The following is a 15172-nucleotide window of genomic DNA, read 5'->3' on the forward strand; positions in this document are numbered from 1 at the left end:
TCTATTTATGTTGTATACTTTTGGATGTATTTATAATATATGCTATTTGGAGGATGTGAGAGCTTGATAGCCAAGAAGAAACTTGGAGATATGCTGCTCGAAGAAGGGATTATTACTCTGCAGCAGCTCCAATCGGCCATTGAGTATCAGAGACAGCACAATATACGTCTGGGAAAGGCATTTTTAGAACTTGGCATCATTAGTGAACAGGAACAAATGGATGTCCTGTCTCGGCAGTTGAATATTCCTCTGGCTAAGGTAAGCATTCATTCTCTTGATGAGGTACTTATGGAGGAGATACCCTATCATTTTATTCAATCCAGCCAATTTGTTCCGTTCAAGGACGGGGCGGGTAATACCTCCATTGCTCTGGTAGACCCTCTTGATCTAGAAACAATAGATGAGATCGAATTTATCATTGGTACCAAACCGAGATACTTTTTAATTTCGGAGAGTAATTTTAACAGTGTAGTTGCTGATTATGACCGTTCACGCAATGCAGCCCAGACTCCGAGTCCTGATGCGTATGTAGCAGACTATTATTCTGTAGAGTACACGGCAGAAGAGGAGTCTCCGGTTATCAAGATTATTAACGATCTTTTTTATCGTGCTGTTGATAAAGGAGCTTCTGATATCCACTTTAATCCGGATGAACACGTCCTGAGAATCCGGTTCCGAATTGACGGAATTCTGTATCCTATAATGGAATTTCCTACTGCCTATCATGCAACCTTATCATCCCGAATTAAACTAATGGCCGGTATGGATATTACAGAACGCCGTATTCCTCAGGATGGGAAGATCAAGCTTTCTATTAAAAGCAAAAAAATAGATGTTCGAGTTTCTTCTCTACCATCTATTTTTGGCGAAAATATTACAGTTCGTATTTTAAATCGAGACAGTCTTATAACAAGTATTGCCGAGATCGGATTTTCCCCTACTATGCTCAATACATATCGGAACATAATGCGTAAATCTTCTGGAATCGTCCTGATTACCGGTCCTACCGGAAGCGGAAAAACGTCTACACTGTATACAACAATTCACGAAATGAACCAGGTGTTTAAAAATATCATTACGATTGAAGATCCAGTTGAATACGTTCTAAGTGGTATTACACAGGTTCAAATTAATCCAAAAGCAGGACTCACATTTGCTGATGGCCTGCGCTCTATTCTCCGGCAGGATCCTGACATTATTCTTATCGGAGAAATTCGTGATTTAGAGACTGCTGAGATTGCGATCAAAGCGTCTAATACCGGACATCTTGTTTTTGCAACACTTCATACAAACGATTCCGTAAGCAGCATCAGCAGGTTGATTAACATGGGCATTGAGCCTTTTTTGCTTTCTTCCTCTATTATTGCTGTTTTAAGTCAGCGGCTGGCACGTAAGATATGTCCTCGCTGTCAGACAACATACAAGCTATCTCCACATTCCGTAGAGGCGACTTATTTCAATCTGACAGAAGAAAATGATGAGATGACCTTTTATAAGGGAGAGGGCTGTACATACTGCAACCATTCTGGCTATAAAGGCCGAACTCCAATTCAGGAGCTTATGGTACTCGATGATACAATGAAGGAAATGATTCTCAGAAAACCCTCTACTGTTGAGCTACAGGAGCTGTGCCGAAAAAACGGCATGGCATTTATGGACGAAGACGGGCTACGTAAAGCACGGCTCGGTATCACCTCACTTGAAGAAATCATGAGAGTGACTGGATAAGGAGCACCACTATGAAATTTTTCAAGCCACGTACACAAAAATATCTTGGTCTTGATATTGACCATGAACGGGTTACAGTAGCTGAAATGCTGCTTCAGTCTGATCGCTTGACGATATCCACACTCGTTGAAGAAAAACTCACAGCCCAGCGCCCGCTCTCAGAGATTTTGAAGGATATAATATTTGAACACGGTATCCAGTCAAATGAAGCCATCCTCTCTCTTCCGTTTACTGACCGCTATGTAAAGCTTGAGCTCTATCCAAAAATGCCAGAAAAAGATCTGATTGCTGCCATTTCCCTCGATATTGAACAGATGACAGGTGAGAAAGCTTTTGAGAATACGATTCAGGATTACTGCATTCTTGGGGATACAGCAGATGCTGAAGGGAAAGAAAAAACTGTCGTTATGTTCGTCACAGTTTCTAATGAGGAAGCTGTCCACTACTATAAAGAGATTACAAGTGCCGGATTATCCGTCCGTGCCATCGAGATTGATTTCCTAGCTTTTCTGCGCACCATTGTATTATTCAAGCAAAATATCCCACCTGCTCGTTCGATTGGTTCATGCCTGTTATGCCTGCACGTATCGATGAGTGGTACGATTCTCATTCTTTTAAACGGAGAAACTCCTATTTATTTTAAAAAGATCCCTTTTCATGAGAGTGGTTTTTTCCATTACATAAAAGAGGAGGAAAATCTCTCTGTAACAGAGATGCAATGGCCGAAAGAGCTGGATGAACTACATCATGCGGATTTTGCGATACGTCAGGGAATGTCTGAGCTCGTCCGAGAACTAAATCGAGCGATTGATTTTTTTACAATTCGCACCAGAAGAAATGTCTCTGATATCCTCGTATCCGGAAGATTCGGAAGCTGTACTGCGATACGCACGTCCCTTCTTGGTTTGCTTGGCATTACTGTACATCCCTTGATCGTATCGGAACAGGCTACTCTTCAAAGTTATCAGCTAAGCAATGAAAGTTCAGAACCGCTCGCGCCCCAGTTCGCGCTGGCCTTGGGACTATCGATAAGAGAGGTATTTCCGTATTGAAAAAGCTAAATCTTCTCCCGCATATAGAGAAAAAGCATCCCCTTAAAAGAAAACTAATTATTGCGGGAAGTATACTGCTTACCTGCTGTGCTTTTGTATACGGTTATGCCTGGATCGAGCTCCATGATTTGACCAAAACTGAACAGGAATGGGCAGCCCGCACACATTCCTTGAATGGTGTGGATAAAAAACTGGTTCAGGCAGAGCATGACTATCAGGAGAAAATAAATAACCAGGCATCCATTACTTTGGCAGACAACCAAACCTTTTTTCTGCTTCGTGATATTGCTCTCTATAAACCGGAGACGATTTCTCTGTCAGGGATCGAAACCATCCCAGGGCCCGAAGAAAAAGCAAAAGATTCCACCAAAAAAAATCAGTCTGCACCTAACATTCCTTCAGCTTTAGTGCCAGCTCCGGCAGCGCCTGTTTCTTCAGAAACACTCGTACAAATCAAAGGCCAGACAGAATCTCTTCAGTCTTTAAGTGAGTTTACTCATTCTGTTGAACAGCTATCATATGTTCAGAAAGTCTGGATGCAGGACTCTTATGAGTATAAGCTATATGGTCAGCCAAAACTTTTTTTTACATTGCATATTACGCTGAAATAATTTACAGGACTCAGGGGAGTAGCCATGTCTTTGAAAAATCGTTTCACCTTGCTATTTGTCGTTTTGTGTACAGTCCTCCTTTTTTCTGGCTTTTACATGTACACATTTTACCAAACGGAAAAAGTAGATCTTCAGACCCGAATTGACTGGTATTCGAAACAGTGGAAGCAAAAAAGTGAGGACCAAAATAAATTTTTGCAATTAGAAAAAACAATCCAGAAAACAGCATCTGTATCAGCTGTTCAAAAGCAAAGCATCATACATACGAACTCATCTTCCATTTTGCGTTTTCTTGATTTATCCGAGCGTTTGCTACAAGTACGTACTGAAAAATTCCGGATTAAAACATCAGCACCAGGGCAGAACGCTTACGATATCGCCGTTTACGGAACATATTCAGATCTTTTGCTGTTTACGAAAAACCTGGATGCCTTCCGTACTCCTTATACAGTATCTTCTTTTCGCATTGAAAAAAAGGAATCGAGCATATCGAATAGCCCGGCATCGTCTCCTGCTGCATCTGAAGTAAAAATAGAGAACACAAACATCAAGGAATTAACTCATCTTCTCCAAGGTATAGAAGAAACGCCAGCGCCAATGCCATCTGATTCACCCGGGATAAAAAGTGAAATCAACCAACAGATTTTCATGGAGAAGATGCTATCTTCCAGGGAATTGGTCCGTTTTTCGTTTTCTATTAATTTCCAGGTTGTTCCGAATGTCCCGGACATCTACCCAGCTGATAAGATCTCTCCTCTTTCCCAGCAAACGGTAAAAGAAATGAAGCGCTCCCGAAAGGTAGTAGCCGATCTTTTTTCATTTGGCAGCAAGGCCGAGCTTCAAGTTCAATACATTCAAAGATTGTTTGCGCAAGAGCTGGAAGGAAAGTAGGGATTGTGATGTTGTTTTATTATCGAGCCCGTAATGAAGAAGGGCAGGAGCTTCGGGGATGGGTTCAGGAGAAATCACGCCAGCATCTTCTTAATCTTCTAAAAGAGCAGGGACTCTACCCTACTTCTCTTTATCAGATCTATATTCCAGACAGGTTGTTTACGAGTATTCGTCCTGCTCTGAACTCCCGGGCGAAAATAAAAGATCTGATTTTTTTTACGGAGCAAGTTTATTTTATGCTATCTACCGGCATTAATTTGTACGACAGCATCAGAACTGTTACAAGGCGTATTCATTCCAAAGCTATGAAATTTCGCCTTGAGTCCATCACAAAGGAGCTAGAGAAAGGAAATTCCTTATCTCAATCTCTTCAAATGCATGCTGATTTCTTTCCGCATATGATGATATCGCTGGTGCACGCTGGAGAAAGGGGGGGATTCATTGAGCAGGCATTCCAGGAATGCCATCACCTTTTCAAAACCGAAAAAGAATTTACCAGCAGCCTGTTTTCAACTTTGCTTTACCCGTGTATAACCGCTTGCCTTGCTTTTCTCGTCATGATTTTTCTCTTAGTCTTCGCGGTTCCGCAGCTGGCTTCCATCCTGACTTCTGTTAACGTTGAGCTGCCGGCCCTTACTGTTTTTTTGCTTGCCGTATCCGATTTTGTTACGAAGTATTTTCCTGTCATGCTGCTCGTCTTTCTGGTCGCTGTGCTTGTTTTTTCATATAGCTATCGAAAAAAAATGACTGTCCGCATGGCTGCAGACCGATTCCTGCTGCGTGTCCCACTCATTGGCTCCCTGATTTTAAAGGTGAACACTGCCCGCTACTGCATGACGATGGGGAGATTGATCGGCAGCGGTGTTCTAATCAGCCAGGCACTGCAGCTGTGTACGACCATTTCAAAAAACAGCCGTCTTAAAGATGCGTTAAAACAAATCGAGTCCGAAGTATTGACAGGCAGTTCTCTATCATCCGCAATTGAAACATGCGGGCTGTTCCCTTCCCTGCTTGTCCAGATTACCGAGGTCGGCGAGAAGACCGGGAATATCGAAGTCAGCTATGATCGTCTGGCCGAGCAGTATATGCAGGAAACAAAAAACAGCCTGAAGCGAATTACCTCGTTTTTAGAACCCGTAGTCATTGTGTCGATTGGTTTGTTTGTCCTGTTAATTGCGTTTGCGATCTTTATGCCTGTGATGAAAATGATGAATTCCATGTGAAAGGATTGATATGAAGTATGTGGGAAATAAAGAGAAATCAGGAAAAAGGAATGACATTGATTGAGCTTGTGACTGTTATGGCTATTATTGCGATCTTATCCGTACTTCTGTATACAAGCTATACCAAACAGATCAGCAATGCGAAAATTGTGGGAGTACGAACTGACTTTGTGCAAACCGCACTTGCCTGTGAACAATATGTAATTGATAATGGAAAACTCCCAACCACGGCTACTACGGGGGGAGCTTTTAATCCGGCTGAACTCAACAAATACTCAGAAATTGAATGGGCAGCTAGTACATCTTTACGGAAAACAGATCCGTTTGGAACATCATATCAAATCAGTTATGATTCTACTTCAAATGCAATAACCGTGACCAGCTACGGACCAGACAAAAATCTTAATGGTGGTGATGATATTACATTGACATTATCAATTGATAGTACCACCAAAAAATTCAAGAAAGTATCAAACGGGCTTGGCAAAGAAATCAGCAACTAACACATCTTACTTATCCAGTCTTCTTTCCTATAAAGAAGACTCTTTTCTTTCCGGAGGTGATCCATATGCCTGTGCGCTATGAGCATGGATTCAGCATGTTTGAAGTCATTGTAACCATCCTGATTGTGACCATCAGCGTCATGTTTATTTTCACGCTTTTCAGCAGTTCGCTTGACCTCGACCAAACAAACAAGCAACGGCAACAGGCCATTATGCTAGCAGAGAAAACGATTGCACGCTGCCAGGAAAACTATACCTCCCGCATTAATAATCCCTTAGCTGTTGACGCTGCTACCTACACCTCCTTGTGCGGGGGTCAGACGATGATGGATACGAGTCAGCCCACTCCGTATACCATATCCGTCCACATTGATACGCCTGCTGACGGGCTTGATACGAGCGGGGAAACAGCGGCAGACCAGATCATTTTACTCCAAGTAGACGTATCCTGGCCGAGCAGCAAAGGTACACGTACGATTACACGGTCCGCGTATGCATCGCTGCGCTGATTGCAAACAGGTGATCTCATGATTCAGAAAAAATTCATCCGAAACAGCAGCGGCATGACTCTCATAGAAATTGTCGTTTCGCTGGCTGCTGTCTCTGTTCTTATGCTTATTGTTATGGCGTCTTTTACCCTGCTTATGAAATCCAGCCTGTATACGCTGCAAAGCTCCGAACTTCGCGGGCTGGCTAAAACTATTTATTCAAAACTGACAGATGACATCCATAAAGCAGAGAGCATTCATGTGTATCAGGAAACCGGGCATCACTATCTCAAAATCCGCAGCCAGACGGGCTGGGTTACTTATGATCTGGATACAGCAAACGAAACACTTTATTATAATGGACAGCCACTTGCGCGTGCTCAGGCAGATGGAGTTGCTGCTTTTGAAAAGCCGAATACGGACAAAGGAAAACCGTCTGTTTCTATCTCTCTCAAAGTAAAAGAAAAGGAATCGGATCCCTTTCTTACAGTAAAGTTCACCGCCAAATCAGAAGTGCGGCACACAATTGTTACATGTGCCAATAAACCGTCTGCTGATATGATTTGCATCGATACAGCAGAGAAGCTGGCCAAAATCGGAAACGATCCTGCTTACCCATTAAATGGGAAATATTTTCAAATTGCAGACATTGAGCTGAATACGTATCGTTCAGGAGAAGGCTGGGTTCCAATCGGACAGAGGGAAACCACCCCATTCACTGGTATATATGAAGGAAATGGATTTCGTATTATAGGCCTGCGGATTAATCGACCCGACGAAAGCGGCCAGAGCTTATTCGGTTACGTAGCTGGCGCAGCTATTCGCCAGCTTCACCTAGATGATGTCTTAATTAAAGGAAAGCACAGTGTCGGTGCTTTGGCTGGTTCTAGCATAAACACTACATTTTTAGACTGTACCGTTCAGGGGAGATTATTTGGTTTTCAAAACACAGGCGGATTGGTTGGTTTGCAGACAGGAAACAGCGCCAAAATCGAACGATGCAGTACATTTGTCCAGATTGATAATGTCCGCCAAGAAGGGGTCCTATACGGAACCGCAGCAGGCGGGCTGATCGGACAAAATCAAAGTGGAACCGTCTCTTATTCTTCATCTAGCGGTATCATTAAAGGCGTTCGTCAAACAGGAGGACTTATTGGTCTCAATACTGGAAGCGCGTCTATTGCTCATTCCTACTCAAATTGTGATGTATATGGAAGTGATCTGGAAACAGGTGGATTCATAGGCAATAATCAGCTTTCTTCCACTATCCAAGATTGTTATGCTTCGGGTACTGTACAAGGAGGAAACTCATATACAGGAGGACTAATTGGGTTTAATAGCACTGCATCCATTATCCGTTCCTACGCAACAGGAAATGTTACAGGCAAAAGAGAAGGTATTGGGGGGCTGGTCGGTACTAACGATGGCTTTGGCGCGCAGATTACGGACTGCTATGCTTCCGGTCGTGTCCTGGGATATCAAGGTGGTGCAGGTGGGTTGGTTGGATATAATATATCGGGTGCCCGTATCGAATCCAGCAAAGCATATGGAAATGTAGACGGCCAGGGGCCAACTTCCCCATCTAACTCTAACATCGGTGGACTCGTTGGGCTTAATGAATCCTCCTTTATTTCCAATTCGGACGCATATGGAAGTGCGACAGGAATTAGCTATATAGGAGGATTAGTCGGACAAAACAATAACAGTCTCATTGATAGTTCGACAGCAAAAGGTGACGTGAAAGCTGAAAATACAGCAGGCGGATTAGTCGGAAGCAATCAAAATAGCTCCATCGTACGCAACACCTTTTCTTCGGGAAACGTGACTGGAACAGCAAATATCGGGGCTCTCATCGGCTGGAATTATGCTACATCCTCTGTGAAAGATTCTGATTCTGAGAAAAAAAGTTCTATTCTCCCGCTTATTGGGCGAGATGATACTAGTACTCCATAATTATTCTACATTACAGAAAGGGGGCCACTTATCATGCCTGATCATACAAACCGTCAGGCAGGAAGCATTACCTTCTCGCTTATATTGCTTATATGTGTCACTATTATTTCGCTCTCTCTTCTTCCTTTTCTATCAGGAGAAAACCTAAGAACCAAGCGAACAGAAGTACTGGCTGGAGTTGAGGCATCTGGAAAAGCAGCGGCCGAATATATTGCCTATTCGATTAAAAAGCAGCTTAATAAGAGTAAAAATATCAAGCTTGTGGTTGATCCAAAAACCGGAACGGCTTTCTTTCCTTCTACCATTTCGCTTGTTTCAGACACATTTTTGATAGGCACTTTACAGCCGAATGTTAATGCGATTACCAGCTTCCTTGGCCACAAACAGAACGTAATAGAAATAGAGCAACAGGAAGTCCCATCTTTCCCACCGTTATTCGGTCCCGTACAGGATGGACTTTTGTATCGGTATCCGGATATCCAAATTTCTTTTGTTCTACAGTCAGATACAGAATCGTATCACAGTCGCGCTTCTGTCATCCTGCGTAATCTTGCTTTTCAAAAAAACGGCATGGACTCAGCACAGTTACAGGACACATATACGGTATCTATAGAAAATTGGGAACTCAAAAACACGGCTCTCACTTTGCACTCTTTTACTTGCTCTGATGTTCCAGAAGGTTGGAAATGCATCTCCAGCGCAGATGATGTAAGAAAAATCGGAACTTCTTCTGATATGCCCTTAGACGGAAAGTACTTTCAAATTAATGATATTAATCTTAGCTCCATATCTGAATGGACTCCGATCGGTACCGAGTCAGCTCCATTTACAGGCTCCTATAATGGAAACTCTTTTGTCATCAATAGCCTCACGATTAACCAGCCAACACATACTAATCAAGGATTGTTTGGCTATGTGAGTGGTGGCACCATTACGAATGTACAGCTAGAGAATGTTCATATAATAGCGAAAGAAAATGCCGGCGGGCTGATCGGCACAGCTGCTTCCGCTTCTCTCGTTCGAAACTCGACTGTAACTGGATACGATCCAAGTATAATAAATATAAACGGAGAAAAAGGTCTCGGGGGACTCATTGGTTTGCAGAAGGAAAAGTCCCTTACCGATCAGTGTTATGCATCTGTCGGTGTAAAAGGAGCCGATCACGCTGGCGGACTAATCGGAGAGAATCATGCCTCTACCGTCATCCAATCCCATGCAAGCGGAAAAGTAGAGGTGATCTATAACGGCTCCTACACATCCGGAACGCAATTTTCTGGCGGACTCGTCGGCGGCAATAATGAAAGCGGATTGGTTTCACACTGTTACGCTGATACTGAGGTATACACTACAACAGGCAAAGGCGGCGGCTTAGTAGGGGGAAATCGCTATTCCACTATTCAATATTCACACGCGTCCGGCTCAGTATCTGCTTCTGATACGGCCGGTGGACTCGTTGGATACGGGGAAAATTCTCTCATTCACAATTCATATTCGACTGGTGCTGTAACTGTTAGGGATCATTACGCAGGCGGACTTGTAGGCTTCCAAAAATACGGCAGCTCTATTTACGATTCTTATGCTTCAGGAACTGTACGTGGGGGAGGCGATTATATAGGCGGACTCGTTGGTGCACAGTATGGTAACTACATGGGAGGCTCCGTTATCGAAAATACGTATGCGTCAGGACGAGTAGAAGGGCGTTCATATGTGGGAGGACTTCTGGGCTATGCAGGTGATGGGGCGAGTGAAGCACAGCTCTCCTCTATTCGCCGCTCCTACGCTCTTAATTCATCCGTATCTGGAACTTCTCATATTGGAAAAATTGTAGGTGCAGCCCTCAACTCTTCTGTTACAATGACTGACCTGTACTGCCTCAGTACTATGACAGGAGGGCACATAAACTATGCTACTTCTTCTATTACTCCGGAACAGGCTGTTACACAGGCACCATATGAAGCATATACGCTATGGGATTTTGGTAATGTTTGGTCAATTAAAGCGAATTCCTATCCAGCCCTCAACCCTTAATTTACAATTCTTTGTAGAAGACAAACAAGATGCTTTCGCTAGTCGGTCATACGATGGGATCCGATTTGCGTACGCAAATCGAAGCGCTACTCGATCATTTACCAGCGAAAGAAGGACAAATCATCCGGATGCGGTTCGGATTTGATGAAGATGAACTGAAAATGCTGTAAGAGATTGGTGAGCTTTTTATATTTAAAAATACGGGCATAGTTAATTTATCGTGGAATGGTTTACTTTATAAGACTTTTGTGCTACTGTATTCCATAGTTTAGATGCTTTTGTTTTAATTGGGTTTTATGGTTTTATAAGTAAAAAGCATGTTAATAGTAAAAATGTCATTGTGTTAAGGAATAGATAGATAAAACGGATAAAAGAGGATAAAGAGAGCTTAGGGGGAGTACAGGATGAGGGGGTTAGCATATCAAAAGCGAATGCTCATTCTTACAATTGTTGACGCGTTACTAATTGGCAGTAGTGTATTTATCGCTTACCAATTAAGATTCGAGATGGATATTCCGCTTGTTTATTGGAATACAGTACCTAAAGCTGTGATCATAGCGGTTTTATGTAGTTATCTTCTTCTTTATCAATTTAAAATATATAAGCGCTTGTGGCGTTACGCGAGCGTCGGTGAACTATATTCGATCGTAAAGGCAATTACTTTTGGAACGGTTTTATTTATTTTGTTGAATGAAATTATTTTTTATTACTCGATTCCTCGTTCGATTTATCTGATTAGTTGGATGGGATGTATCATTAGTATAGGAGGCTCCAGATTTATCTGGCGTATGAAGAAAGATAAGTATACTGCGCCGAATAAACGAAAATCAGGAAGAAACAGAGCCCTCATTATCGGAGCAGGAGATGCTGGAATATTGATTACAAAAGAGCTAAAGCACTCCTTTTCACAAGATATTTATCCGGTAGGATTTATTGATGATGACCTAAACAAACGAAATTTTCAAGTGAATGGGTTACCTGTATTAGGAGGCCGAGAATCGATTGTTGAAAATGTAAAAAAGCATGAAGTGTCCACTATTATTATTGCATTGCCATCTGCCCCTAGGTCTGAAATCAAGCAAATTATCGAAATTTGCAAACAAGTCCCCTGTACGTTAAAAACTCTTCCAAGTGTATATGATTTAGTAAGCGGAAAAACTGTGATTCAACCTATGCGTGACATAGACGTAGAAGATTTGCTTGGACGTGATCCGGTTAAGATTGATTTAAAAGGGATAGCTCACTATATTTCGGATAAAGTTGTTCTTGTAACAGGAGCAGGAGGGTCAATCGGATCGGAACTGTGCAGGCAAATTGCAATGTTTAATCCGATGAAATTAATTCTTTTGGGCCACGGTGAAAACAGCATTTATTTGATAGAGAATGAGCTTCGTAACAAGTACACAGAATTATCAGTCGAGTCTGTGATTGCTAATATACAAGATCAGCAGAGGATAGATGAAGTTTTTGATTTGCTTCGGCCGAATGTAGTATTTCATGCTGCTGCCCATAAACATGTCCCGCTGATGGAAGCGAATCCTATAGAAGCAGTCAAAAATAATATTTTTGGTACAAAAAATGTTGTATATGCAGCGGACAAATATAGAGTGGAACGTTTTGTTATGATTTCCTCTGATAAAGCGGTGAATCCGACCAGTGTCATGGGTGTTACCAAGCGGGTTGCTGAGATGATTATTCAGAGTATAAGTAGGGAAAGCAACACGCTTTTTTCAGTTGTCCGTTTTGGCAATGTGCTAGGAAGCCGAGGGAGTGTAATTCCACTTTTTAAAAGGCAAATTTCAGGTGGAGGACCTGTTACGGTTACACATCCAGAAATGATTCGCTATTTTATGACAATTCCTGAGGCTGTGCAATTGGTTATTCAAGCGGGAGCATTTGCCAAAGATAGGGGACTTTTTGTGCTTGATATGGGAGAACCTGTAAAAATTGACACACTTGCCCGGGATTTAATTCGTCTATCAGGATTCGAACCTGATAAAGAAATACAGGTTGTATATACAGGAGTTCGTCCGGGGGAGAAGTTATACGAGGAATTGTTTACAACCAGGGAAAGCTTGAACGCTACGAATCATAATCGCATTTTTAGTGCAAGACCAGAGCTTATAGCGAAAAAGGAAATTGAAATGTATTTAGATAAACTGAAAAGCAAGGCACTTCATAATCATGAAGATATTTGTTTGGTATTACAGGAGATTGTCCCTACTTTTAGAAGGAACATAGAGAAAAGTCAACAGAATAGTGTAGATATTCTTAATAAGAAGTGTATGGAATATAGTGTGAAGTAAAGTATGGTCTGACACATTAAAAAATGATAAAAAGGGTCTGAATATATGAAGAAGAGAATTTATTTATCTCCCCCGCATATCGGAAAGATGGAAAAAGCATATGTAGACGAAGCTTTTCGTGACAACTGGATTGCACCTGTCGGACCACATATTGATGCGTTTGAAAGAGAACTCGCACAGTATGTTGGGGTAAAGGGAGCTGTAGCGTTAAATTCAGGTACTGCGGCTCTTCACTTGGCATTGCGTTTGTTGGGTGTAGAAGAGGGAGATGTTGTATTCTGCTCTACGCTTACATTTGTTGCTAGTGCAAACCCGATTTTATATCAGGGAGCGCATCCTGTCTTTATTGACTCTGAACCGAATTCTTGGAATATGTCGCCACAGGCATTAGAACGAGCTTTCATGGATTCGGCAAAAAACGAAAAGTTACCTAAAGCTGTTATTATTGTTAGTCTGTATGGACAAAGCGCCGATATGGATCCATTACTTTCTATTTGCAAGCGATATGGGGTACCTGTTATTGAAGATGCGGCTGAATCGTTAGGGGCGACGTATAAAGGAAAAGCAAGCGGAACGTTCGGGGATTTTGGTGTTTATTCATTTAATGGAAATAAAATTATTACGACATCAGGTGGTGGTGCTCTTGTATCGAATGATACGGAAGCACTGAATAAAGCTCGGTTTTGGGCCACGCAAGCGCGGGATCAGGCACGGCATTATCAGCATAGCGATATGGGATATAATTACCGTTTAAGCAATGTGCTGGCTGGAATTGGGCGTGGACAGTTACAAATATTAGATGAACGCATTCGTACACGTAGGAACATATATGATAGGTACGTTCGTTTACTAGGAGATGCCCCCGGTTTTTCATTTATGCCAGAGATGGAGGGCAGTTACTCAACACGTTGGCTTACGGTAGTAAGCATTGATCTGCAGCAAAGTGGTATTCGTTCAGTAGAACTAGTAGATAGGCTTGAGGAAAATAATATTGAAGCAAGAGCGGTGTGGAAACCACTTCACTTACAGCCACTATTTGAAAAATGTTTGTATTATTCTCATAAAGAAGGGTACAGTGTATCCGATCACTTGTTTGCAACCGGGGTTTGTTTCCCTTCTGGATCAACACTTGAGGAAGAAGATATACAGCGAATTGTTGCTTGTATACGAGAAATGGTATGAAACTTATTTTTGCTCATGACACAATCCTTCAATATGATAAGGCGAGTGACCAATATTATAGTGCGGCATTTTCGTATTCGTTATGGTCTCGCTATTTAACAATGTTTAATCAGATGACGGTTGTTTCTCGTATGCGTGAAATGGAAGAAGGGGAGAGGAGGCAGATTCAGGCTTTATCAAGTGGTCCACATGTGTCGTTTGCACCTGTTCCCTCGATCAGTAGTCCGCTTGCGATGATAAAGTACCGCTCCACAGCAATTATGCTGATGAAGAAGGCGTTAGCTGATGCTGATATTGTAATTGCGCGACTTCCGAGTGAAGTAGGAGCGTTGGCCATTCATGTGGCGAAAAAGCTAGGGAAGCCATGGGCTGTTGAATTGGTTGGGCACGTATGGGATTCGTTCTGGCATTGTGGAAATTGGAAAGGAAAAGTATACGCGCCCGTGATGACATGGCGTATCAAATCTTTAGTACGGCAAGCACCCATTGTCCTTTATGTGACGGAACAATTTTTACAGGAAAAATACCCAACAAGTGGGAAAATGATAAGTTGTTCAGATGTAGAGATTCCAGATGTCTCCTCTGAGGTGCTGTACCGTCGCTTGTATCGTGCGACAGAGAAACGCTCTTCTTATGTTATCGGACTTATCGGTTCTATGCGTTCGAAATATAAAGGAATTGATACAGCTATACGAGCCGTAGCTCGGTTAAAAGATAGAGTGCCAGCAATCAAGCTACGAATTTTGGGCGATGGAAATACAACTCCGTGGAGGAGATTGGCCGAACAGTTGGGCGTAGGGGAAAAGGTAGAATTCTGCGGAGAAATTCCAGGAGGTCAGCCTGTTTTTGACTGGCTAGACAATATTGATGTATATATTCAACCAAGCAAAACGGAAGGCTTACCCCGTTCGCTTATTGAGGCGATGAGTCGGGGATTGCCGTGTTTTGCTTCTCATGTAGGAGGAATTCCTGAACTTTTGCCAGAGAGTTGCTTAATAGAAGCAGGGGATGATGACCATCTGGCTCAGCTATTCTTCACTCTTTATCAAGACGTAAATTGGGAGGAAACGCTTGTGAAGCAAAATTTTCATAAAGCGTCCACGTATGAAAAATCAGTGTTAGATGTAAGAAGAAAGGAATTTTTAGAAGAGGTTTATCGATTAGTCAAACGAAGTTCAGCAGGTGGATTGCAGCCGTAGGAGGAACA

General features: G+C 42.3%; 12 protein-coding genes. All 12 read left to right on the top strand.

The features are described from left to right. Positions 1-63: 63 nt before the first annotated feature. On the top strand, positions 64-1728 hold the full coding sequence (locus tag CB4_RS11120) for a GspE/PulE family protein (protein WP_172890860.1): 1665 nt from the start codon (positions 64-66) through the stop codon (positions 1726-1728). Positions 1729-1739: 11 nt separating this feature from the next. After that, the gene (gene pilM / locus CB4_RS11125; RefSeq protein WP_096465864.1) at positions 1740-2780 is read left to right on the top strand and encodes a pilus assembly protein PilM; all 1041 of its coding nucleotides are present in this window, start codon (positions 1740-1742) and stop codon (positions 2778-2780) included. Beyond that, a complete protein-coding gene (locus CB4_RS11130; RefSeq protein ID WP_096465865.1) occupies positions 2777-3391 on the top strand; it encodes a hypothetical protein in 615 nt (204 codons plus the stop codon). The genes pilM and CB4_RS11130 overlap by 4 nt, the downstream gene beginning before the upstream one ends. A 96-nt stretch (positions 3392-3487) precedes the next feature. Then, the gene (locus tag CB4_RS11135) at positions 3488-4282 is read left to right on the top strand and encodes a hypothetical protein (protein ID WP_231955972.1); all 795 of its coding nucleotides are present in this window, start codon (positions 3488-3490) and stop codon (positions 4280-4282) included. A gap of 8 nt (positions 4283-4290) precedes the next feature. Beyond that, entirely contained in the window at positions 4291-5505 is a 1215-nt protein-coding gene (locus CB4_RS11140) for a type II secretion system F family protein (RefSeq protein WP_231956253.1), read from the top strand. Between the two features lie 17 nt (positions 5506-5522). Beyond that, the gene (locus tag CB4_RS11145; protein WP_096467720.1) at positions 5523-6008 is read left to right on the top strand and encodes a type IV pilin protein; all 486 of its coding nucleotides are present in this window, start codon (positions 5523-5525) and stop codon (positions 6006-6008) included. A 65-nt stretch (positions 6009-6073) separates the two neighbouring features. Then, entirely contained in the window at positions 6074-6517 is a 444-nt protein-coding gene (locus CB4_RS11150) for a type IV pilus modification PilV family protein (protein ID WP_096465868.1), read from the top strand. Between the two features lie 18 nt (positions 6518-6535). Next, entirely contained in the window at positions 6536-8449 is a 1914-nt protein-coding gene (locus CB4_RS11155; protein WP_096465869.1) for a GLUG motif-containing protein, read from the top strand. Positions 8450-8482: 33 nt separating this feature from the next. Further along, complete coding sequence (locus CB4_RS11160) at positions 8483-10477, top strand: GLUG motif-containing protein (protein WP_096465870.1); 1995 nt, start codon at positions 8483-8485, stop codon at positions 10475-10477. A gap of 404 nt (positions 10478-10881) precedes the next feature. Further along, positions 10882-12783, top strand: coding sequence for a polysaccharide biosynthesis protein (locus CB4_RS11165; RefSeq protein WP_096465871.1), 1902 nt, complete (start codon positions 10882-10884; stop codon positions 12781-12783). Between the two features lie 45 nt (positions 12784-12828). Then, positions 12829-13965, top strand: coding sequence for a DegT/DnrJ/EryC1/StrS family aminotransferase (locus CB4_RS11170; RefSeq protein WP_096465872.1), 1137 nt, complete (start codon positions 12829-12831; stop codon positions 13963-13965). Continuing rightward, positions 13962-15164, top strand: coding sequence for a glycosyltransferase (locus tag CB4_RS11175; protein ID WP_096465873.1), 1203 nt, complete (start codon positions 13962-13964; stop codon positions 15162-15164). The genes CB4_RS11170 and CB4_RS11175 overlap by 4 nt, the downstream gene beginning before the upstream one ends. The last annotated feature ends 8 nt before the right edge of the window (positions 15165-15172 follow it).

Source organism: Aneurinibacillus soli (genome assembly GCF_002355375.1).
GTDB classification, from domain to species: Bacteria; Bacillota; Bacilli; order Aneurinibacillales; family Aneurinibacillaceae; genus Aneurinibacillus; species Aneurinibacillus soli.